Origin of the sequence: Pseudomonas sp. LAIL14HWK12:I10, assembly GCF_900184205.1 — a bacterium.
GTDB classification, from domain to species: Bacteria; Pseudomonadota; Gammaproteobacteria; order Pseudomonadales; family Pseudomonadaceae; genus Aquipseudomonas; species Aquipseudomonas kermanshahensis.
Genome location: NZ_FXWU01000007.1, coordinates 153,227 through 175,791, shown reverse-complemented (window position 1 = coordinate 175,791; position 22,565 = coordinate 153,227). Strand labels below are relative to the sequence as shown.

Annotated in this window: 19 protein-coding genes and 1 pseudogene; 11 read left to right on the top strand and 9 right to left on the bottom strand. The window is 61.2% G+C overall.

The annotated features are described in order from the left end of the window. Positions 1-55: 55 nt before the first annotated feature. A complete protein-coding gene (locus tag QOS90_RS17280; RefSeq protein ID WP_027594285.1) occupies positions 56-313 on the bottom strand; it encodes a hypothetical protein in 258 nt (85 codons plus the stop codon). A gap of 371 nt (positions 314-684) precedes the next feature. Between QOS90_RS17280 and QOS90_RS17275 the strand changes: the two genes are divergently transcribed. After that, positions 685-2,325: a reprolysin-like metallopeptidase gene (locus QOS90_RS17275; RefSeq protein ID WP_143491091.1), complete on the top strand. Its 1,641-nt coding sequence runs from the start codon at positions 685-687 to the stop codon at positions 2,323-2,325. 68 nt (positions 2,326-2,393) lie between these two features. Here QOS90_RS17275 and QOS90_RS17270 read toward each other — a convergent pair whose 3' ends face one another. The 4 genes from QOS90_RS17270 to choX form a co-directional block, all read right to left on the bottom strand. Next, complete coding sequence (locus tag QOS90_RS17270) at positions 2,394-2,867, bottom strand: thioesterase family protein (RefSeq protein WP_085273840.1); 474 nt, start codon at positions 2,865-2,867, stop codon at positions 2,394-2,396. A 10-nt stretch (positions 2,868-2,877) separates the two neighbouring features. Continuing rightward, a complete protein-coding gene (locus tag QOS90_RS17265; protein WP_085273839.1) occupies positions 2,878-3,843 on the bottom strand; it encodes an L-carnitine dehydrogenase in 966 nt (321 codons plus the stop codon). 17 nt (positions 3,844-3,860) lie between these two features. Continuing rightward, a complete protein-coding gene (gene cdhC / locus QOS90_RS17260; protein WP_027594288.1) occupies positions 3,861-4,745 on the bottom strand; it encodes a 3-dehydrocarnitine:acetyl-CoA trimethylamine transferase CdhC in 885 nt (294 codons plus the stop codon). Between the two features lie 121 nt (positions 4,746-4,866). Next, positions 4,867-5,811 carry a choline ABC transporter substrate-binding protein gene (gene choX, locus QOS90_RS17255; RefSeq protein WP_085273838.1) on the bottom strand — a complete coding sequence of 315 codons (945 nt, stop codon included), beginning with the start codon at positions 5,809-5,811 and terminating at the stop codon, positions 4,867-4,869. Between the two features lie 147 nt (positions 5,812-5,958). Here choX and QOS90_RS17250 point away from each other — a divergent pair, with 147 nt between their 5' ends. Then, a complete protein-coding gene (locus QOS90_RS17250) occupies positions 5,959-6,903 on the top strand; it encodes a GlxA family transcriptional regulator (RefSeq protein ID WP_027594290.1) in 945 nt (314 codons plus the stop codon). A gap of 117 nt (positions 6,904-7,020) precedes the next feature. Here QOS90_RS17250 and QOS90_RS17245 read toward each other — a convergent pair whose 3' ends face one another. Next, positions 7,021-7,422, bottom strand: coding sequence for a lysozyme inhibitor LprI family protein (locus QOS90_RS17245; protein WP_027594291.1), 402 nt, complete (start codon positions 7,420-7,422; stop codon positions 7,021-7,023). 285 nt (positions 7,423-7,707) lie between these two features. Between QOS90_RS17245 and QOS90_RS17240 the strand changes: the two genes are divergently transcribed. From QOS90_RS17240 to etfB, 6 genes are all read left to right on the top strand, one after another. Beyond that, positions 7,708-8,685 (top strand): dipeptidase, encoded by a 978-nt coding sequence (locus tag QOS90_RS17240; RefSeq protein ID WP_027594292.1) that lies wholly within the window; start codon positions 7,708-7,710, stop codon positions 8,683-8,685. A gap of 77 nt (positions 8,686-8,762) precedes the next feature. Further along, positions 8,763-9,293 (top strand): DUF5943 domain-containing protein, encoded by a 531-nt coding sequence (locus QOS90_RS17235; RefSeq protein WP_027594293.1) that lies wholly within the window; start codon positions 8,763-8,765, stop codon positions 9,291-9,293. A gap of 15 nt (positions 9,294-9,308) precedes the next feature. Then, positions 9,309-11,369, top strand: coding sequence for a dimethylglycine demethylation protein DgcA (gene dgcA / locus QOS90_RS17230; protein WP_027594294.1), 2,061 nt, complete (start codon positions 9,309-9,311; stop codon positions 11,367-11,369). Between the two features lie 177 nt (positions 11,370-11,546). Then, on the top strand, positions 11,547-13,499 hold the full coding sequence (dgcB, locus tag QOS90_RS17225; RefSeq protein WP_085273837.1) for a dimethylglycine demethylation protein DgcB: 1,953 nt from the start codon (positions 11,547-11,549) through the stop codon (positions 13,497-13,499). Continuing rightward, positions 13,499-14,731, top strand: a complete 1,233-nt coding sequence (gene etfA / locus QOS90_RS17220; protein ID WP_085273836.1) for an electron transfer flavoprotein subunit alpha — start codon at positions 13,499-13,501, stop codon at positions 14,729-14,731. The genes dgcB and etfA overlap by 1 nt, the downstream gene beginning before the upstream one ends. A 10-nt stretch (positions 14,732-14,741) precedes the next feature. After that, positions 14,742-15,512 (top strand): electron transfer flavoprotein subunit beta, encoded by a 771-nt coding sequence (etfB, locus tag QOS90_RS17215; RefSeq protein WP_027594297.1) that lies wholly within the window; start codon positions 14,742-14,744, stop codon positions 15,510-15,512. 144 nt (positions 15,513-15,656) lie between these two features. Here the strand turns inward: etfB and QOS90_RS17210 are convergent, their stop codons facing one another. Then, positions 15,657-15,875 (bottom strand): cold shock domain-containing protein, encoded by a 219-nt coding sequence (locus QOS90_RS17210; RefSeq protein WP_027594298.1) that lies wholly within the window; start codon positions 15,873-15,875, stop codon positions 15,657-15,659. A 416-nt stretch (positions 15,876-16,291) separates the two neighbouring features. On the opposite strand from QOS90_RS17210, the gene QOS90_RS17205 reads away from it, so the two are divergent. Together QOS90_RS17205 and QOS90_RS17200 are read left to right on the top strand one after the other, a co-directional pair. Continuing rightward, positions 16,292-17,329 (top strand): RHS repeat-associated core domain-containing protein, encoded by a 1,038-nt coding sequence (locus QOS90_RS17205; protein ID WP_085273835.1) that lies wholly within the window; start codon positions 16,292-16,294, stop codon positions 17,327-17,329. Then, positions 17,329-17,586, top strand: a pseudogene (locus tag QOS90_RS17200) (RHS repeat-associated core domain-containing protein); the annotation flags it as partial. The gene QOS90_RS17205 and the pseudogene QOS90_RS17200, both read left to right, overlap by 1 nt. A 251-nt stretch (positions 17,587-17,837) precedes the next feature. On the opposite strand, the gene gbca reads toward QOS90_RS17200, so the two are convergent. Continuing rightward, positions 17,838-19,130, bottom strand: a complete 1,293-nt coding sequence (gbca, locus tag QOS90_RS17195) for a glycine betaine monooxygenase oxygenase subunit (RefSeq protein ID WP_085273833.1) — start codon at positions 19,128-19,130, stop codon at positions 17,838-17,840. Positions 19,131-19,425: 295 nt separating this feature from the next. Between gbca and gbcB the strand changes: the two genes are divergently transcribed. Then, entirely contained in the window at positions 19,426-20,526 is a 1,101-nt protein-coding gene (gene gbcB / locus QOS90_RS17190; RefSeq protein ID WP_085273832.1) for a glycine betaine monooxygenase reductase subunit, read from the top strand. A gap of 142 nt (positions 20,527-20,668) precedes the next feature. Here gbcB and QOS90_RS17185 read toward each other — a convergent pair whose 3' ends face one another. Further along, on the bottom strand, positions 20,669-22,294 hold the full coding sequence (locus QOS90_RS17185; protein WP_085273831.1) for a methyl-accepting chemotaxis protein: 1,626 nt from the start codon (positions 22,292-22,294) through the stop codon (positions 20,669-20,671). Positions 22,295-22,565 lie beyond the last annotated feature (271 nt).

Here is a 22,565-nt window from a genome sequence, read left to right as displayed (position 1 = left end):
GCTGAACCTGTGGGAGCGGGTTTACCCGCGAAGAGGCCGGTGCAGGATTAATCAGTCAGGTGCGCTTGCTGAACTGTGCCAGCGCAGGCAAAAGCTGTTTGTCGATCGCCTGGCGCACCGCCGGCAGTATCGTCGCGCTGCCGGTATACATCTGCTCGACCATGCCCTTCAGCGCCTTTGCATTGGGCTCGGTCAGCCCACGCACCACCGCCTCGCAGGCCTGTTCGGCGCTGGCCCCGGCGGGGATGTCGAAACCGCGCGCGCGCAGGTGGCCGGCGAGGTCGTCCTGGTCAATCAAATCCGCATGCATCATGGCTGTTGTCCCTTTTATCGCTAAGCGAGTGCTGCTGTGATTTACGACCGATTCTGTGTCCACCGCGACATGCCCGCAAGGGCAGAATGTCGCAATGGCTGCTTTGGCTAAGAACAGGTCGTTTACGGCTAAATCACCCGGCCCTGAAGTGAGCACACTCAAGCCATCTGCCGCAACGGAGGGTTTGGTCACCCTCGCTCTTGCACAGTGGATGTTGCTCGCTCTTGGCCCCGGATGCTCACGGCTTTCCGGGGTTATTTTTTGCCCATACTTCGCTGTTTTCCATGCCGCTACCTGACATTTCTGCCAGGTGACTAGCCTGCGTGTTACCTGCTCTGCTAGAGGCGATGGACTTCCAGTGGAGCGGGATTATGAAAATATCTGCCTATAGGGCATTGCTCGTCATAGCAGGGTGCGCGTTGCTCGCGGCTTGCTCGTCATCGACACCGCTAGAGAGCGGAACTTCAAGCGCGGTTACGCAACTGTTCACGCTTGAACCCACCCCAGATCGCAGTACGCTGCAGAAAACAGCCACGGGGTATCTGGCGACTCTGTTGGCGAACCCGGCTAACGAGGAAATTACGCTGGTTGACGCCAATGCGGAGTTGATCAACAACAGCACTCAGCATTTGGCAGTGACATTGCCCGATGGTAAAACAGCCCAATTCAACGTGCGCGACTTTACTTCAATGGCCGGTGGTTACGAAGGCTGGGTGGGCTATAAACCTTCAGCGTGGAAGCTGAATAACCCTTCACCTGCTGAGATCGATTTTGACCCTCGCTATTACCTGTCGATCGTGCGCCACGGCACCCAGTTGGTCGGTAACTTGATCGTGGATGACCAGCGCTATCAACTGGAATACCTAGGAGGCAGACAGCATGCGTTAATAAAAATTGACAGTTCGAAGTTGCCGCCTGAGGACAGTCAGGATCCAAAGGGGCATGCAAATGAGGTATCGACAGTCAAGACCAACCTGCCGCCAAAATCAGCACACAGTACGATCAGGTTGCTGTTTGTCACTACCAAACAGTCCCGTGCTAAGAATCCAAACTACCGCGCCGCGCTGACCCTTGGGTTGCAGGATGCCAATCAGATCACAAAAAATAGCCAGGTCGCTATAACGTATGAATTAGCCGGTTTTATGGACGCTAATCACGATGAGACCGGCAAAGATTTTGTCACGCTTCTCAATGATCTGACGTACCGGATGCCGGAGGTGAAAGTTGTGCGGGATCGGGTGCGTGCTGATCTCGTCTCGATGTTAGTGGCCAATAACGAGCTGTGTGGTGGCGGTAAACCAGGCCCAGAAAAACATTTAGGTTTTTCGGCAATCTATTGCATCCCTTCATTGTCGCACGAGATCGGTCACAACTTCGGTATGTCCCATAGCTGGGACGGTGTGAGTAATGCTTACACGCATGGATATCAGTATAAACCTGCGTCGGGCTCCCTCAGGTTCCGCACGCAGATGGCTCCCGAGTGCAGCCCTGTCTGCCCTCGGCAATTGTTCTTCTCCAATCCACGCTTGAGTTATCAAGGGCAAGCTCTGGGTACGGTAGCGAACCATGATGTTGCTAGAGCGATGAATGAACGCAGAGAAACGGTCGAGAATTTCTACCCTCCCTTTACGGGTAAGAGAATCAGGAGTGTCGAACGCGCCAAATTAGGGCTTCCAGCCTGCTTGACGGTCACATCAAGTGATGTGCTGACTTTTGCGGATTGCGGAAATATCAGTGAAGGTGATTTTTGGTACTGGAACAACAATGCGCTGACGACCATTCGCGTCCAGCAAGGCGATGTTTTATCATGCCTTCAATGGACGGCAAATGGTGAGGCGGCAGGCATGGGTGCATGCTCAGGTCTGCGGTCAAACTTTAGTTTTGCGGGGGGGATGATTAAGTTTTCAGCCTTGGGTATCTCCAACTGCATGGAAGGTAATGGAAGAAGCGCCAGCCCTAAATTCAGCTATTGTTATGACAGAGATGATGCTCGATGGGAAACTATACCCTGACCGTCTAAAATGTATATTAGGGAACAGGTGGGGCTGCGGTACCTGGTTTGGACTTCGCCCCACCTGCATTACCGTGGCAGCAGGCCAATGATGTGGCCGACGTAGACGGGTGGTGGAATGCCGTATTGGAGCTTCGTTAGGCGTTGTATGCACTCGGTGGTCACATCACCGAATGGAGATGCCTTCGACGCTTTCAAGCAGACGTGCAATAACATCTGTTCACTGGCTGCCAAAGGCCCCTCAACATTTTCGCTGTGCAAGCTGTGATAAACATGCAAGCGCTTGTGATCAAAACCGATGATCTGCGTCTGCACCCACACCTCGGTACCCAGCTTCACTTCATGCAGGTAGTTGATGTGCGCTTCGAGCGTGAACAGCGAATGCTCACTTTGCCCGCGGCTGTCGGCATCCAGGCCGATACGCTCCATCAATGCATCGGTGGCATAGCTGAAAATCAGCAGGTAATAGGCATCGCGCAGGTGCCCGTTGTAATCCACCCAGTCCTCCTGGACCGGGGTGCGGTAGGTGATCAGTGCAGGCATTGCAGTCTCCTTAATCGCCAAAGGCCATGCCGTGCTTGGCCTTGCTGGTTTTCACCGCGTCCAGCACTGCCAGCAGGGTGTCATCACGGTAGCGCTCCAGCGCCGCAATGCTGCGATCGCCCAGTTGGTCCGAGGTGCCGTCCACAACATCGTCGATCAGCTTGTCGGTCAACTCGGGGGCTGGCAAGTAGGTCCAGGGCAGTTTCAGCGCCGCGCCGAATTGCGACATGAAGTGGCGCATGCCGGCATCGCCACCGGCGAGGGTATAGGTGAGGAAGGTGCCCATGAACGACCAGCGCAGGCCGGCACCAAAGCGGATTGCATCGTCGATCTCGCCGGTGGTCGCCACGCCGTCGTTGACCAGGTGCAGCGCCTCGCGCCACAGCGCTTCGAGCAGGCGGTCGGCAATGAAGCCGGGGACTTCCTTGCGCACATGCAGCGGGCGCATGCCGAGCGCGGTGTAGATGGTTTTTGCCGCGTCGATGGCCTCTGGCGAGGTGCGCTTGCCGCCGACGATTTCGACCAGCGGCAGCAGGTAGACCGGGTTGAAGGGGTGGCCGACTACGCAACGTTCGGGGTGGGTGGACGACTCGTAGAATTCACTGGGCAACAGGCCCGAGGTGCTGGAACCGATGATCGCATCAGGCTTGGCCGCTGCGCTGATCTTCGCGTGCAGGTCGAGCTTGAGGTCCAGGCGCTCTGGTGCGCTTTCCTGGATGAAGTCGGCGTCACGCACGCAGGCTTCGATGGTGCTGACGAAGGTCAAACGTTGTGGCGAAGCGCCTGGCGCCAGGCCTTGTTTTTCCAGCGCCGGCCAGGCGTTGGCGACGCGCTTGCGCAGGGCCTGCTCGGCGCCGGGGGCTGGATCCCAGGCGACGACATCCAGGCCGTGGGCGAGGGCGCGAGCGACCCAGCCGCTGCCGATCACGCCACTACCCAGGGCGGCGAAGGTCTTGATCTCGGTGATGAAAGGCATAGCGGTCTCCAGTGGGATCAGCGGCGTTTGAGGTTCATTTTTTCCCGGCCCTCGGCCGGGGTCAGCACGCGGGCGCCGAGGCGGGAGATGATCTCCACCGCGCGCTCGACCAGTTGGCCGTTGCTGGCCAGCACGCCACGGTCCAGGTACAGGTTGTCTTCCAGGCCGACGCGCACGTTGCCGCCCAGCAGCACGGCCTGCGCGGCCATGGGCATCTGCATGCGGCCGATGCCGAAGCCGGCCCAGGTGACGTTGGCGGGCAGGTTGTCGACCATGGCCTTCATGGTGGTGGTGTCGGCCGGCGCGCCCCATGGGATGCCCAGGCACAGCTGGAACAGCGGGTCGTCGAGCAGGCCTTCCTTGATCATCTGCTTGGCGAACCACAGGTGGCCGGTGTCGAAGATTTCAAGCTCGGCTTTCACGCCCAGCTCGGTGATGCGCTTGGCACCGGCGCGCAGTTGGGCCGGGGTGGAGACGTAGATCGAATTGCCGTCGCCGAAGTTGAGGGTGCCGCAGTCGAGGGTGCAGATTTCCGGCAGCAGCGCTTCGACGTGGGCCAGGCGCTCCAGCGGGCCGATCAGGTCGGTGCCTGGGCCGAATTCCAGGGGCGTTTCGCCTGGGCCGATTTCCAGGTCGCCGCCCATGCCGGCGGTGAGGTTGACGATGATGTCCACGTCGGCTTCGCGGATGCGTTCCATGACTTCGCGGTACAGGTTCACGTCGCGGCTGAAGCGGCCGGTTTGCGGGTCGCGGACGTGGCAGTGGACCACGGTGGCGCCGGCTTTGGCGGCTTCGACGGCGGCTTCGGCGATCTGCTTGGGGGTGACTGGGACCAGGTGGCTTTTGGAGGCGGTGTCGCCGGCACCGGTGAGGGCGCAGGTGATGATGACGTCGTGGTTCATTGTGGTTCCTTGTGATGTCGGTTCTGGCCTTTTCGCGGGTAAACCCGCTCCCACAGGGGATGGTGATGTCCCTGGCATGCGCTGTACCTGTGGGAGCGGGTTTACCCGCGAAAGGGCCGGATCAGTTGGCGGTAAGCTTGAGGTTGTCCGCAGCGGGCTTGCCATCGAAGGTGGTCACACCTTCAAGCCAGCGGGCCTTGTCCTCGGGGTGGTCCTTGAGCCACTGGCGGGCCGACTCCAGCGCGTCCTTGTGGTCGAGCAGCGGCTGCATCATGCGGCTCTCGTCCTCGGCGCTGAAATTCAGGTTGGCCAGCAGGCGGTGAGCGTTGGGGCAGCGTTCGGCGTAGTCCGGCGCGGTGACCGTCCACACCGTGGCGCGGCCTTCGTCAGGGCCGAGCGCGTCCTGGCTGTCGCCCAGGTAGGCCATGTCGATGTTCACGTTCATGGGGTGCGGCGCCCAGCCGAAGAACACCACCGCCTCCTTGCGCCGCACGGCACGGTCGACCGCGGCGAGCATGCCGGCCTCGCTGGACTCGACCAGCTGGAACTTGCCCAGGCCGAACTGGTTCTTGGCGATCATCGCCTTGATCTGGGTATTGGCCCCCGAGCCGGGCTCGATGCCGTAGATTTTCCCACCCAGTTCCTTTTCGAACTTGTGAATGTCGGCGAAGGTCGTCAACCCCTTGTCGGCCAGGTACTTTGGCACTGCCAGGGTCGCCCGGGCGTCTTCCAGGCTCGGTTTGTCGAGCACCTTGACCTGCTTGGCGTCGATGAACGGGGTGATGGTCTGGGTCATGATCGGGTTCCAGTAACCCAGGAACATGTCCAGGCGTTTGTCGCGGATGCCGGCAAAGATGATCTGCTGCGAAGCGCTGGTCTGCTTGGTCTGGTAACCCAGGCCGTCGAGCAGTACCTGGGCCATGGCGCTGGTGGCGATGACGTCGGTCCAGTTGACCACGCCCAGGCGCACGTTCTGGCAGGCGGCGGGCTCGGCGGCTAGAAGCGGGGTAGAGACGATGCTGCTCACGGCAAGGGTCAACAGGCTGCGGCGGATCAAGCTGTGCATGGTGGCTCTCCATCGGCAGTGCATATTGTTATGGGGATCGGTCTCTCTGGACCGTGTGAACACGCTACGCTGCTGTCGGGGTGGAAAATCGCACCCTGGCGACCAACACTTGCACCCAGGCGACCACCTTCACTGTGGAGCACAGCAATGCCGCAGATCATTCATTTCCTGTTGTTGCCCGGCTTCTCGGCCATGGGCTTTATCAGTGCCCTGGAGCCGCTGCGTGTGGCCAACCGCTTCAAGGGCCCGTCGTATCGCTGGCAGGTGCTGAGCCTGGATGGCGGCGCGGTGCAGGCCAGCAATGGGATGTCGGTGAACGCCGATGCGGCATTGGGCGCGGGCGAGGCGGGGGGCATTTTGCTGATCGTCGCCGGCTTCGAGCCTTTGGCCTGTTATGGGCCGCCGCTGCAGCAGGCGCTGCGCCGTCTCGATCATGACGGGGTGATACTGGGTGGCATCGATACTGGGGCGGTGGTGCTGGCCGAGGCGGGCTTGCTCGACGGCCACCGCGCGACCGTGCACTGGGAGGCGCTGGAAGCGTTCAAGGAAAACTACCCAGGTTTGCAGGCGACCCAAGAGTTGTTCGAAATCGACCGGCGGCGCATCACCTGCGCGGGCGGCACCGCCTCGATCGACCTGATGCTCGACTTGATTGCGCAAGCCCACGGCAGTGAGCTGGCGGTGCAGGTGTCGGAGCAGTTCGTGCTCGGGCGTATCCGCCCGCGACAAGACCACCAGCGCATGCAGATCGCCAGCCGCTATGGCATCAGCAACAAGAAGCTGGTGAAAGTGATTGGCGAGATGGAGCGCAATACCGAACAGCCTTTGAATACCCAAGTGCTGGCTGATGCGGTGCAGGTAACGCGGCGGCAGCTGGAGCGGCTGTTTCGGCTACACCTGGACGACACGCCCAGCGGGTTTTACCTGCGGCTGCGGTTGGACAAGGCGCGGCAGTTGTTGCGCCAGACCGACATGAGCGTGCTGGAGGTGGGGGTAGCGTGTGGGTTTGAGTCGGCGTCGTACTTTACCCGCTGTTACCGGGCGCGGTATCAGCGGTGCCCGCGGGAGGATCGGCTGGCCAGAGCGGTGTGAAGTAAACCTGTACCGGCCTCTTCGCGGGCAAGCCCGCTCCCACAGGGACCGCGCCGGTCGTAAGGAATGCGCAGTACCTGTGGGAGCGGGCTTGCCCGCGAAGAGGCCGGTGCAGGTTTACTGCTGCCCGATAGACTGCAGGTACTCCGACCGGTCATCACTGCGCTGCGCCACACAGGTGCCCCACGCCGCCTCGAACGCCTTGCTGCCAGGCTTCTCGGCAAAGGTCTCGACCTTGCAATCGGCATCGCGCAGCTGGGCCCAGAGTTTTTCCGCCGCCTCCATGCGCCCCACCAAGGCATTGGCCTGATCGGCTTCGTCGGCATACTGGTCGCGAATGCGCTGGATCAAGTCATCGTAAGCCGACTTCAGCTCCCGCTCGGCCGTCTGCTTGTTGAAGGCCGCGCACGCGTACGTCTGTTGGTCGGTCTCGACGTTGTCGCACGGGGTGCTTTCTTCCTCGCCGGCCTGGGCGCCCGACACGACGGCCAGCAGTACCAGGCATGCCATTGATTTCATCCTTTATCTCCTCAACAGGCTGACGAATCGCAGGGATTCTCGCTCAGCCGAAGGCAACGCGGTAGCTCCCTGACGAAATGTTCATGAAAGCGAGCAAAATGTCGTTATCGAGACTGTCTCTCATCGCCAGATAGCGTCGCAGAGGGCCTGTTGTCGCGCATTGACGCTTTCGGCAAACCCCCTGTCGTTTTTGCATCGGGGCGCCTCGGGGCACAGGCATATGCTGGCCCCAAAGCGCTGGCACAACGTTCGGCGTGACCCAACTCAATAAAAGGGGACAGCCTGATGAGCCCAGCCGAATTACACGCCGACAGCATCGTCATCGACGGTTTGATCATTGCCAAATGGAACCGCGAGCTGTTCGAAGACATGCGCAAAGGCGGCCTGACTGCGGCCAACTGCACGGTGTCGGTCTGGGAAGGGTTCAAGGCCACGGTCGACCAGATCGCCTCCAGCCAGAAGCTGATCCGCGACAACAGCGACCTGGTCATGCCGGTGCGCACCACCGCCGACATCCGCAAGGCGAAAGAACTGGGCAAGACCGGCATCCTCTTCGGCTTCCAGAACGCCCACGCGTTCGAAGACCAGATCGCCTACGTGGACGTGTTCAAGCAGCTGGGCGTGGGCATCGTGCAGATGTGCTACAACACCCAGAACCTGGTCGGCACCGGCTGCTACGAGCGTGACGGCGGCCTGTCGGGCTTCGGCCGCGAGATCGTCGCCGAAATGAACCGCGTCGGCATCATGTGCGACCTGTCCCACGTGGGCTCCAAGACTTCTGAAGAAGTCATCCTCGAATCGAAGAAGCCGGTCTGCTACTCCCACTGCCTGCCGTCGGGGCTCAAGGAGCACCCGCGCAACAAGTCGGACGAAGAGCTGAAATTCATCGCCGACCACGGCGGCTTCGTTGGCGTGACCATGTTTGCGCCGTTCCTGGCCAAGGGCATCGATTCGACCATCGACGACTACGCCGAAGCCATCGAATACACCATGAACATCGTCGGTGAAGACGCCATCGGCATCGGCACCGACTTCACCCAGGGCCATGGCCAGGACTTCTTCGAATACCTGACCCACGACAAGGGCTACGCCCGTCGCCTGACCAACTTCGGCAAGATCATCAACCCGCTGGGCATTCGCACCGTTGGCGAGTTCCCCAACCTCACCGAGACCTTGCTCAAACGCGGCCACTCCGAGCGTGTGGTGCGCAAGATCATGGGCGAGAACTGGGTAAACGTCCTCAAGGATGTCTGGGGCGAGTAAGCCGCTCTCCAAGCCTGAAAGCCCCTGCCAGCAACGCCGGGGCATCCCAATAAAAAATTTTATGGAGTTGAGTTTCCATGGCCAAGATCGCCCCGCAATTGCCAATCGAAGTCGACAGTGAGACCGGTGTCTGGACCAGCGACGCCTTGCCGATGCTGTACGTGCCACGCCATTTCTTCGTTAACAACCACATCGGTATCGAGGAAGTGCTGGGCGCCGACGCCTATGCCGAGATCCTCTACAAGGCGGGCTACAAGTCGGCCTGGCACTGGTGTGAAAAAGAAGCCGAGTGCCATGGCCTGGAAGGCGTGGCGGTGTTCGAGCATTACATGAAGCGCCTGTCCCAGCGTGGCTGGGGCCTGTTCGAGATCCAGGACATCGACCTGGACAAAGGCACCTGCAGCGTCAAGCTCAAGCACTCCGCCTTCGTCTACGTGTACGGCAAGGTTGGCCGCAAGGTCGACTACATGTTCACCGGCTGGTTCGCCGGCGCAATGGACCAGATTCTCGCTGCCCGTGGCAGCAAGATCCGCACCGTGGCCGAGCAGGTCTATGGCGGGTCGGAAGAAGGCCACGAAGATGGCCTGTTCGTTACAAAGCCGTTGTAAGCCGGAGATAGCGTCATGGCATTCGAAGCAATGTTCCAGCCGATCCAGATCGGCAAACTGACCATCCGCAACCGCGTGCTCAGCACCGCGCACGCCGAGGTCTACGCCACTGACGGCGGCATGACGACCGACCGCTATGTGAAGTACTACGAAGAGAAGGCCAAGGGCGGCATCGGCCTGGCGATCTGCGGCGGCTCGTCGGTGGTCGCCATCGACAGCCCGCAAGAGTGGTGGGCGTCGGTCAACCTGTCGACCGACCGCATCATTCCGCACTTCCAGAACTTGGCCGACGCCATGCACAAGCATGGCGCCAAGATCATGATCCAGATTACCCACATGGGCCGTCGCTCGCGCTGGGACGGCTTCAACTGGCCGACCCTGATGTCGCCGTCGGGTATCCGTGAACCCGTGCACCGCGCCACCTGCAAAACCATCGAGGTGGAAGAGATCTGGCGAGTGATCGGCAACTACGCGCAGGCTGCGCGGCGTGCCAAAGAAGGCGGCCTGGACGGCGTCGAACTGTCGGCCGTGCACCAGCACATGATCGACCAGTTCTGGAGCCCGCGGGTCAACAAGCGTACCGACGAATGGGGCGGTACGTTCGAAGGCCGCATGAAGTTCGGCATGGAAGTGCTCAAGGCGGTGCGCGCCGAGGTCGGCGACGACTTCTGCGTGGGCATGCGTATCTGCGGCGACGAATTCCACCCCGATGGCCTGAGCCACGAGGACATGAAGCAGATCGCCGCGTACTACGACGCGACCGGCATGCTCGACTTCATCGGCGTGGTGGGCTCGGGTTGCGACACCCACAACACCCTGGCCAACGTTATCCCGAACATGAGCTACCCGCCGGAGCCGTTCCTGCACCTGGCGGCCGGCATCAAGGAAGTGGTCAAGGTCCCGGTGCTGCACGCGCAGAACATCAAAGACCCCAACCAGGCCACGCGCATCCTCGAAGGCGGCTATGTCGACATGGTCGGCATGACCCGTGCGCACATGGCTGACCCGCACCTGATCGCCAAGATCAAGATGGGCCAGATCGACCAGATCAAACAGTGCGTCGGTGCCAACTACTGCATCGACCGCCAGTACCAGGGCCTGGATGTACTGTGCATCCAGAACGCCGCGACCTCCCGTGAATACATGGGCGTGCCGCACATCATCGAGAAGACCACCGGCGTCAAACGCAAGGTGGTGGTGGTTGGCGCCGGCCCTGCCGGCATGGAAGCCGCCCGCGTGGCGGCCGAGCGCGGCCACGACGTGACCCTGTTCGAGAAGAAAGACCAGATCGGCGGGCAGATCACCATCGCCGCCAAGGCACCGCAGCGCGACCAGATCGCCGGTATCACCCGCTGGTACCAACTGGAACTGGCACGCCTGAAAGTCGACCTGCGCTTGGGCACCGCTGCCAGCGTGGACGCAATCCAGGACCTGCGCCCGGACGTTATCGTGCTGGCGGTGGGCGGCCATCCGTTCGTCGAGCAGAACGAGCACTGGGGCGCGGCCGAGGGGCTGGTGGTCAGCAGCTGGGACGTGCTCGATGGCAAGGTTGCGCCGGGCAAGAACGTGCTGGTGTACGACACCATCTGCGAGTTCACCGGCATGTCGACGGCGGACTACATTGCCGACAAGGGCAGCCAGGTCGAAATCGTCACCGACGACATCAAGCCAGGCGTGGCCATGGGCGGCACGACCTTCCCGACCTACTACCGCAGCATGTACCCCAAAGAAGTGATCATGACCGGCGACATGATGCTGGAAAAGGTCTACCGCGAAGGCGACAAGCTGGTGGCGGTGCTGGAGAACGAATACACCGGTGCCAAGGAAGAACGCGTGGTCGACCAGGTGGTGATCGAGAACGGCGTGCGCCCTGACGAGGAGCTGTACTACGCGCTGAAGGATGGCTCGCGCAACAAGGGCCAGATCGATGTGGAGGCGCTGTTCGCCATCAAGCCGCAGCCGATCCTCAGCCAGCCGGGCGAGGGCTACCTGCTGTACCGCATCGGTGACTGCGTGGCCCAGCGCAACGTGCATGCGGCGATCTACGACGCCTTGCGCCTGTGCAAGGATTTCTGATCGTTAACAGTCGCCGCCACTGAGCGCGGCCTCTGTGGGAGCGGGTTTACCCGCGAATGCGTCAGCTCTGACAACGCCGTTGCCTGACCGGACGCATTCGCGGGTAAACCCGCTCCCACAAGGGGCCAGTCTCGTCCTCAAGGCGGCGCAAGAATCCAGCTGTTGTGGGAGTCTCCCATGTTGAACACCCTTCTACCCATTCTGCTGTTCGCTGCCCTTGGCCTGGCGGTGCTCGGCGCCCTGCGCCGAGTGCGTATGTGGCGGCGTGGCCGAGCGTCCAAGGTCAATTTGATCGGCGGCCTGCTGGCCATGCCGCGACGCTACCTGGTCGACCTGCACCACGTGGTCGAACGCGACAAATACATGTCCAAGACCCACGTCGCCACAGCGGGCGGCTTTGTGCTGTCGGCGGCCTTGGCGATCCTGGTGCACGGCTTCGGCCTGCAGAGCAAGATCCTTGGCTACGCGCTGCTGGTCGCCACGGTGATCATGTTCACCGGTGCGATCTTTGTCTTCAAACGCCGCCTTAATCCACCCGCGCGCCTGTCCAAGGGCCCGTGGATGCGCCTGCCGAAAAGCCTGCTGGTGTTTGCTGCAAGCTTCTTCATCGCCACCTTGCCGGTCGCCGGTATTCTGCCTGCCAACACCGGTGGCTGGGTGATGGTCGGTTTGCTTGGCCTGGGTGTGCTGTGGGGCGTGTCGGAGCTGTTCTTCGGCATGACCTGGGGCGGCCCGATGAAACACGCCTTCGCCGGTGCCTTGCACCTGGCCTGGCACCGCCGTGCCGAACGTTTCGGTGGCGGCCGCTCCACCGGCCTCAAGCCGCTGGACCTGGAAGACCCGAATGCGCCGCTGGGCGTGGAAAAACCGGTGGACTTCACCTGGAACCAGCTGCTCGGGTTCGATGCCTGCGTGCAGTGCGGTAAATGTGAAGCCATGTGCCCGGCCTATGCGGCCGGCCAGCCGCTGAACCCGAAAAAACTGATTCAGGACATGGTCATCGGCCTGGCCGGTGGCACCGACGCCAAGTTTGCTGGCAGCCCGTACCCGGGCAAGCCGATCGGCGAACATGGTGGCCACCCGCACCAGCCGATCGTCAACGGCCTGGTCGACGCCGAAACGCTGTGGTCGTGCACCACCTGCCGTGCCTGCGTCGAGGAATGCCCGATGATGATCGAGCACGTCGATGCCATCGTCGACATGCGCCGCCACCTTACCCTTGAAAAAGGCGCGACCCCGAACAAAGGCGCGGAAGTACTGGAAAACCTGATCGCCACCGACAACCCAGGCGGCTTCGCCCCAGGCGGGCGGATGAACTGGGCGGCAGACCTCAACCTGAAACTGCTGTCGGACGTGAAAACTACCGAAGTGCTGTTCTGGGTGGGCGACGGCGCCTTCGACATGCGCAACCAGCGCACCCTGCGCTCGTTCGTCAAAGTGCTCAAGGCCTCGGGTGTGGACTTTGCCGTGCTTGGCCTGGAGGAACGCGACAGCGGTGACGTGGCCCGTCGCCTGGGTGATGAAGCAACCTTCCAGCAATTGGCCAAACGCAATATCCAGACCCTGGCCAAATACACGTTCCAGCGCATCGTCACCTGCGACCCGCACAGTTTCCATGTGCTGAAAAACGAGTACGGCGCGCTGGGTGGGGATTACCAGGTGCAGCACCACAGCACCTACATCGCCGAACTGATCGCAGCCAAGAAGCTCAACCTCGGCCAGCACAAGGGCGGCAGTGTCACCTACCACGACCCGTGCTACCTGGGCCGTTACAACGGTGAATACGAAGCGCCCCGTGAAGTGCTCAAGGCGTTGGGTATCGAAGTGCGCGAGATGGAACGCTCGGGCTTCCGTTCCCGTTGCTGTGGCGGTGGCGGCGGTGCGCCGATCACCGACATCCCGGGCAAGCAACGTATCCCCGACATGCGCATGGACGATATTCGCGAGACCCAGGCGGAGCTGGTTGCAGTGGGCTGCCCACAGTGCACCGCGATGCTCGAGGGCGTAGTCGAACCGCGCCCACAGATCAAGGACCTCGCCGAGTTGGTAGCCGATGTGCTGATCGAAGAGGAAACCCCTGCGGCCCCAAAGTCGCCAACGGTTAAACGTGAACCTGCGGAGGTGCACTGATGAGCGACATCATCCGCCGCGACCCACGCGCCGAGTGGATCGCCCGTAACCGTCTGCACCCGCTGCACGCGGCCATGCAGACGCAACAAACCAGCTGGATGGGGCCCAACGGCCTCATGCGCAAGAACCCGCATGCCATCGCCGCCGGTTTCATCGGCCCCAGTGGCATCAAGCGTATCGACCGCAGCGGTGCCCAGCAGGGCACGGGTGTGGGTGGGCGACGCACAGCGGCGGCGGCCGTCCAGTTGCCGCTGCACCAGGTGCCGGCGCCGGCGTTCTACATTGCCGTGGTGCCGGACATGGTCGGTGGCCGCCTGAGCAGCCACGACCGCGACCTGCTGGGCCTGGCCCATAGCCTGGCCGGCAACGACGGCGCAGTGTTGGCCGTGGTATTTGGTGAACACAAGGAAAGCAACTTTTCCACAGCCGGCGTCGACCGTCTGCTGGTTATCGAAGGCGAAGCGTTCGAGGGTTATGCACCGGAGCAACTTGTGCAGGGGTTGCGGGCTGTGGATAACCAGTTCACGCCGCGCCACTGGCTGCTGCCCGACAGCCGCACTGGCGGCGGCGAGCTGGGGCGGCGCTTTGGTGCCGCCTTGGGCGAACGGCCCGCGACGCGGGTTTGGCAGGTCAAGGACGGCCAATGCATCGGCCGCGCCGGCGCGGGTCAACAGGACCTGCAACGCGCCGTGCCACGGTTGATCCTGGCTGCGGCGGAATGTGCGGAGCCGGTCAGCGAAACCCGTCACGAAGCGCTGCCGGTAGAGTTGTCCACAAGCGTCGCACGCAGCCTGTCGCGTATCGAAGACCTCGGCTCGGTGGCCGTGGACCCGGCCACCATTGCCATGGCCGAGTCCGAGTTCATCGTTTCGGGCGGTAACGGCGTCAAGGACTGGGACCTGTACCACAAGGCAACTGCGGCCCTGGGCGCCACCGAAGGCGCCTCGCGGGTGGCGGTGGACGACGGCTTCATGCCGCGCAACCGCCAGGTCGGTGCTACCGGTACCTGGGTCACGGCACGGGTGTACGTGGCTGTGGGTATCTCTGGCGCGATCCAGCACCTGCAGGGCATCGGTGCCTGCGACAAGGTGGTGGCGATCAACATGGACCCTGGCTGCGACATGATCAAACGGGCTGACCTGTCGGTGATTGGCGACAGTTCGGCGATTCTCAAGGCGTTGATCGAGGCTGTGGACAACTTCCGCAGCGGCGGCCAGCGCGACGCGGCATAAGGGCACGAGCATGAGTACGAAAGTCATCAGCCTGGTTTCCATCGGTGCTCACCCAAGTTCTGGCCGCGCGCGCCGTGCCGAGCAAGATGCCCGCGCCGTGGAGCTGGGGTTGCAGCTGGCTGGGGATAACTTGCAGGTGGTGCATGCCGGTGACCCGCGGGAAGAGGCGCTGCGGGCCTATCTGGGCATGGGGCTGGAGCACCTAGACGTACTGGAACAGCCAGCCGGGGCGGATGTGTTGGGCGTGCTTGGCGACTACCTGCGCGACGCTGGCGCCCAGCTGGTGCTGACCGGGACTCAGGCCGAAACGGGCGAAGGTTCGGGCATGTTGCCGTTCCTGCTGGCCGAGAAGCTGGGCTGGCCGTTGATCGTTGGCCTGGCGGAAGTGGAATCGATTGAGAATGGCACCGCCCAGGTGCTGCAGGCACTGCCACGCGGGCAGCGGCGTCGCCTGAAGGTGCGCCTGCCGTTGTTGGCGACTGTGGATAACGCCGCGCCCAAGCCACGCCAGAGCGCGTTCGGGCCGGCGCGGCGGGGTGTGTTGGCAGCACGTAACGTGGCGATTGTCGAAGACGACCTGCTGGCCGAGGCAGAGCTGCAACCGGCCCGCCCACGGCCCAAGCGATTGAAGGTGATCAAGGCCAAAAGCGGCGCCGACCGGATGAAGGCGGCAACGGCCAAGGCCAGTGGCGGCGGGGGCAAGGTGCTCAAGGATGTATCCCCGCAAGAAGGCGCCGAGGCAATCCTCAAGCTATTGGTGGAGGAAGGGGTCCTGCGCTGAATTATCTGCCGTGCGTCATGCGCGCACTTTGTAGGAGCAGCCTTGTGCTGCGAAGAGGCCGGTAAATGCACAGTGAATCTTCGCTGCTGTCACGGGCCTCTTCGCAGCGCAAGGCTGCTCCTACAGGGCCGGTTTGCTGGGCCGTCAAGGCAGCTCGCCAGCCACATTGAAGGCCCAGAAGGCCAACCCTTCGATCACCGGTTCGAAGGTGACCCGCTCCCCCTCCAGCAGCCGCACCCTGCCCACCATCAGAATTGCACACCGTGCCACGAAATAGTCCCCGCTGCCGTCCTCAGCCTTGATCACTCCCACTCCCTTCACCTCGTGGAACCACTTCACAGTGCCGTTTAGGCGCCTGTGCATAAGTGACCTCTGGCTAAGCTCAACCTGTGGCTTTAATCAAACACAAAGGGGGGTTATGTGGAAACTGGCAGAAATGACAGGTCCGGTGGAATCTTACCCCCGGAATCTGTTCGCCAAGGTGTGGATAAAGTGTTCGTGCTTCGCTACAGCCCAAGAGGGATGCGGGATTCAAGGGCATGATCGAATAATGATCAAATAAAAGCTGGCATTGGGCTGTTTGAATGCGGGGCTAATGCGCGAAGTTCCCCACAATCGCTGTTGGCGGCTCTGTGGATAAGATGTTGGCTGTCGTCTGTAGCACACGTACATAGCGGGCTTGGCGATATCGTTCAAATAATGATCAAGTCTTCTCCGTATTGCGCAAACCGTTACCAATTGGGCCTTTCAGGCGTTTATTCACAGCCTTGAAAAGACAAATGGAGGAGTTGTTAACGAATTCTGTTCATCCACCTGTGGGCAAGGTGTTCGTGAATGGTCGTAGCCCTTGTAGGGCCTGGGCTGTAGAGTTTTGTTCAAAATTCGACCAAGGCGACTGTCATTTCTGCCAGTTTCCTAATGTGCTCACCGGTACTATCGTCTCGTTATTCCATCGAAACGAGCTCAGACTATCGATGAATAATCTTTTGCTGATGACGGATAGGCAGCGTTCAGTGTTGGCGGGGCGCAGCTCAAGCTCGATAGAAAGAGCCTTCACACCATACGGCTACGCGCCACTGGGGGCAGGCCCTCTCACGGCCTTTGCGGGACAGCGTCATGATCCATTGACAGGGTGCTATCACCTTGGCAACGGACATAGGCTGTATAGCCCTCGCCAGATGCGTTACTTGAGCCCAGATCGCCTGAGCCCCTTTGGCAGGGGCGGGTTGAATGCATATGCCTACTGTGCAGCGGACCCTGTGAACCACATCGACCCTAGCGGCAGGTTCCTGGCGGTACTGACTTCAATTGAAGCTTCCAGAGCTACGACCCTTGCGGCCTATGCCGGCCTCAATGTGGCTGCCTGGATGACGCGTGCCCCAAACAACGCGAGTGTCTGGGGGCTGCGGCAACTGGCAGTCGAAACAGCATTGGTGACGACAGGCGTGGGTATGTTGTTTACCGGCTCGCCTAGTTTGCAGCCCGTGGCGTTGGGCTTGGTTACCGCTGGCAATACAACTTCGATCTTTAAATCGTTAATAACGATCGGGCAAAGGTTGGGAAATGGGTTGGGAGAAGCTTGGAGGTCTATAGGAGACAATATCCGCAGTGTTTTCAGTATAAAGCGTGAGCAAAAACAAATTCTGCCTCCCACGCCTAGCCCAGCGTCGTCAATACCTGCTATTTCCAATACTGTCAGGGGGCTCAGAATCGATATGGACTCGGGCCATATGAGCATTCAGATGCATGAAATAGTCTCGGAGGTCAGATCTGGGGAGGTTAGTCCCCCTCAGAATTTACAGATGACTTGGCTGTGATGCGCCATACCCGCTCACGTAGCTATACCGCCTATGGTGCTGTGTGTGGGGTGGTGTCTGGCTCCCGCCTGGCATTTTGCGGGGAATACCGCGACGCATTGGCTGGGCATTACCTTCTCGGTAACGGTCGACGGGCCTACAACCCAGCGCTCATGCGCTTCAACAGCGCCGATACGCTCAGCCCGTTTGGCAGGGGCGGGATAAATACCTATGCCTATTGCTTAAACGATCCGATCAACCGGGTCGATCGCAATGGCGCATTCTCCTTTCCCAAATCAGTTTATTTTGCTGTCTTGGCGATGTCGTGGTGCCCTATCTGTGGAAATCACCAGGCCAGATACCCGGCGTGGTCGTGGACCTTATGCGGATTCAGACAGGAATTAGCCCGGTGCAGACGATTGTCAGTAACGTTGTGCAGAAGATCCGTGGAAACCCGGTGGGCACGATTGATCGTGCATGAAGGTCATAACCAGGCAGCCAATTTTCTGCCTGCCTGGTTCACTATTGTTTACTGCGCCTGCACTTCCTTCAAATACGGCGCTGGCTCCGCCCCCAGGTTCTCCAGCACCCGCTGGCTGTACCAGTCGATGAAGTTCACCACACCAAACTCATAAGTCTTCGAGTACGGCCCTGGCTGGTACGCCGTGGAGTTGATCCCGCGCTGGTTCTCTTCCGCCAGACGGCGGTCCTGGTCGTTGGTGGCATCCCACACCTTGCGCATCTGCGCAGGGTCGTAGTCGACGCCTTCGACCGCATCCTTGTGCACCAGCCACTTGGTGGTCACCAAGGTCTCCTGGGCGCTGATCGGCCACACGGTGAAGACGATCATGTGATCGCCCATGCAGTGGTTCCACGAGTGCGGCAGGTGCAGGATGCGCATCGAGCCAAGGTCCGGGTTCTTGATGCGGCCCATCAGCTTCTGGCAGGCCTGCTTGCCGTCCATGGTCATCGACACGGTGCCCTTGAGCAGCGGCATGCGCACGATGCGGTTACGCAGGCCGTGGCTCTTGTGCAGGTACGGGATTTTCTCGGCTTCCCAGGCAGCGGCAGAGGCGGCCACGTGGTCCTTGAATTCCTGGCTGGCACGCGGGTCGTTGGTGTCGTCCCATTCAAGCAGCGTCTTCAGCAGCTCGGGGTGCGAGCCGCTGCAGTGGTAGCACTCGCGGTTGTTTTCCAGTACCAGCTTCCAGTTGGCCTTTTCCAGCAACTGGGTCTGCACCGCGATCTTGGTGTTCTCCATGTCGTACGGTTCCATGTAATGGTCCAAAGTGGCCAGGAACTCGTCGATGGCTGGCGGGTTTTCCGCCAGGCTGATGAAGATGTAACCCCCCGCGACCTTCACGTTCACAGGCTTGAGGCCGTATTCCTTCATGTCGAAGTCGGCGCCCATTTCGGTGCCGGCGAACAGCAGGCGGCCGTCCAGCTCGTAGGTCCACTGGTGGTAATGGCAGACCAGCTTGGCCACCTTGCCCTTGTCGCTGGTGCACAGGCGCGAGCCGCGGTGGCGGCAGACGTTGTGGAAGGCATGCACCTTACCTTCGGCGCCACGGATGACGATGATCGGGTTCTTGCCGATCTGCAGGGTGATGAAGTTGCCTTTGGCCGGAATCTCGCAAGTCATGCCGGCGATCAGCCACTCTTTGTGGAAGATCTCCTGCATGTCGATCTGGAACAGACGCTCGTCGGTGTAGAAAGGCTGGGGCAGCGAGTAGGTGCGCTCGCGGGTTTGCAGCATCTCGGCGGTGGCCTTGCGTGCTGCTTCCAGTGGATCGCCCAGGCTCAGGGTTGCGGTGACGTCCATCGTGTGGTCCTCGGGGCCGTGTGCGGCCGGCAAAAGGTGGCTAATCATTGTTGTGGTGCCGCAAGGCTGTCGTTAAAAAAACAGCAGGTTCTTTTGCCGTGGAGTGTGCGTCCGAAGGCGTCGTGAACCGTATCCATGGGCGACATGGCCGATTTGAATAACGACGCCACAGCCCTTGTAGCATGGGGCTGGTCGCGATAAGTACGCCGATGTCGCAGGCAGGAATGTACGTCGCCTTCAGCTTGCGCATTATCGACGCCATAAAAAGGCCAATAGTCGGCTGCTGGAGATGAACATGTCCGATACCTTCCTCAATCCGGTCACCACCCAGACCTGGGCCAACGGCCGCCACATCGTGCGCTGCGTCAAGGTCATCCAGGAGACCTGGGACGTGCGCACCTTCTGCTTCATGGCCGACCAACCGATCATGTTCTTCTTCAAGCCAGGGCAGTTCGTCACCCTGGAGCTTGAGATCGAAGGCAAGCCGGTGATGCGCTCCTACACCATCTCCAGTTCGCCGTCGGTGCCTTACAGCTTCTCGATCACCGTCAAGCGTGTGCCGGGCGGGCATGTCTCCAACTACCTGCACGACACCATGCACGAAGGCGCCGAACTGCCCGTGCACGGGCCGGTGGGGTTGTTCAACGCCATCGACTTCCCGTCGGGTAAGGTGCTGTACCTCTCGGGCGGTGTCGGTATTACCCCGGTGATGTCGATGGCGCGCTGGTTCTACGACACCAACGCCAATGTCGACATGGTGTTCGTGCACAGCGCCCGTTCGCCGAAAGACATCATCTTCCACCGCGAGCTGGAGCAGATGGCCTCGCGCATCCCCAACTTCAGCCTGCACATCATTTGCGAGAAGCACGGGCTGGGCGAGCCGTGGGCGGGTTACCGCGGGTACCTGAACCAGCGCCTTATGGAACTGATCGCGCCCGACTATATGGAGCGCACGGTGTTCTGCTGCGGCCCGACGCCGTACATGACTGCGGTCAAACGCATGCTGGAAGCCGTCGGCTTCGACATGAAGAACTACCACGAAGAATCGTTCGGCGCGACGCCCGCAGAAGCCAAGGCCGATGCCGTGGAGCATGCCGAGCAGGCCGCCGATGCGCCGGAAGTGGATATTTCGGACCTCAACCTGGTGGAGTTCATTGGCAGTGAGAAGAGCATCCGCATCGCCCCGGGCGAGACCGTGCATGCAGCGGCAGCGAAAGTTGGGCTGATGATCCCCAAGGCTTGCGGCATGGGCATTTGCGGGACATGCAAGGTGCTCAAGCTGGGTGGCGAGGTGGAGATGGAACACAACGGCGGGATTACCGAGGAAGACGAGGCCGAGGGGTACATCCTGTCGTGCTGCAGTGTGCCGAAAGGGGATGTGCGGATCGATTACTGATCCGTAGATCCAAGGGGCCGCTTTGCGGCCCATTCGCGGCCGGTCCGACGCCTCGGCAAGGCCGCTCCCACAGGTTCACCGAGTACTTCAGGCTTGCGCATAACCTGTGGGAGGGGGCTTGCCCAGCGAAAGGGGCCGCAGATCAGGTGCGGAAGCGAGCTACCAGCCCATTCAAATCCACCGCCAACCGCGACAACTCGGCACTCGCCGCGCTGGTCTGATGCGCCCCGGTCGCGCTCTGCACCGACAGGTCATTGATATTCACCAGGTTGCGGTCCACCTCGCGGGCCACCTGGGCCTGCTCTTCCGCCGCGCTGGCAATCACCAGGTTACGCTCGTTGATCTGCGCCACCGCACCCGCAATGGTGTCCAGCGCCATGCCCGCACCCCGGGCGATATTCAAGGTCGACGCGGCACGTTCGGTGCTGGTGCGCATCGACTCCACCGCCTCTTCGGTCCCGCCCTGGATGCTGCCGATCATCCGCTCGATTTCGCTGGTCGACTGCTGGGTACGATGGGCCAATGCCCGCACTTCATCCGCCACCACGGCAAAGCCTCGGCCTGCTTCACCGGCACGGGCCGCTTCGATTGCGGCGTTGAGTGCCAGCAGGTTGGTCTGGTCGGCCAGGCCGCGAATCACATCCAGCACTTTGCCGATGTCACGCGACTGCTCGGCGAGGTGAGTGATCAGCGTGGCAGTGGCCTGCACATCACCGCTCATGCGCTCGATGGCGCCGACGGTTTCCAGTACCAGGTCGCGCCCGTCGCCGGCCGAACGGCTGGCTTCACCAGAGGCCTCCGAGGTGCTGACCGCATTGCGCGCCACTTCTTCCACGGCACTGGTCATCTCGGTGACCGCAGTGGCAGCCTGCTCGATTTCGTTGTTCTGTTGCTGCAAGCCACGGGCGCTTTCGTCAGTGACGCTGTTGAGCTCTTCCGCCGCCGAGGCCAGTTGGGTTGCCGAACCGGCAATCAATTGCAGGGTGTCGCGCAGTTTCTCCTGCATGCGGCCCATGGCGCGTAGCAGGCGCGCGGCTTCGTCGGTGCCTTCGGCACGGATGACGTGGGTGAGGTCGCCGTCGGCCACCTGCTCGGCGCATTTGAGCGCCTCTTCAATCGGTTTGACGATACTGCGGGTCAGCAGGAAGGCGCACAGCAGGGTCAGCACCGTGGCTGCGATCAACAGGCCAATCACCAGGGCGAAGGCAGAGGCGTACTGGCTGGCAGCCGTTTCATTGGTGGCGCGGGTCTGGTCGGTGTTGATGCGCACCAAGGTGTCCATGACCTTGTTGATCTGCTCGGAGTTGGCCAGCAGGTCGCGGTTGAGCAGGTCGCGCAGTTCGTCGGTGCGGCCTGCCTGGCTCAGGCTGCGCATGCGCGCCTCCAGCTGGCGGTACTGATTGAGCAGTTGGCTGTATTGATCGTAAGCCGTTTGCTCGTCGCGTGCGCCGATCATGGGCTCGTAGGCACGGCGCGCCTGGTCGATCTGGGTGTTGCGTTGGTCCAACAGGTTGAGAGTGTCGCGCTGCGTCTCTGGGTCGCGGTTGAGCAGCAGGCGATAGGAAAGGGTGCGCATGCGCAGGTTCAGCGCAGTAAGTTCGTCCAGCGTCTTGATGCTGGGCACGCTGATGCTTTCGATGGCAACGCCGGCCTGGCGAATGTTGCCCATCTGCATCAGCGAGAAGATGCCGAGGCCGAGCATCAACAGGCCGATCAGCGCGAAGCCGAGCAGCGCGCGCGGGGCGATATTCATGTTGCGTAGGGACATGAGGGGCGTAATCCAGGCAAGGGAAAGAGGTCGCAGGGGATGGCGACGAAATATGACTTGCCTGGCTATCGGTCGTGACTGGTCAGTCTTGAGCGAGACCGGTGAAAATTGTGAGCGCGCTAACCTTTTCCTGACCGGCGGTTGATCCAGGTCGGAACAAGCGGGCGCTTACCCTGTCAATCTGCGGGTTAGAAACCTTAAGAATCCGATATTTAATGGCGAGGACTCACGCTTTTCTTTATCGTGTGCGGCCTTTGCAACAACCTGAGAT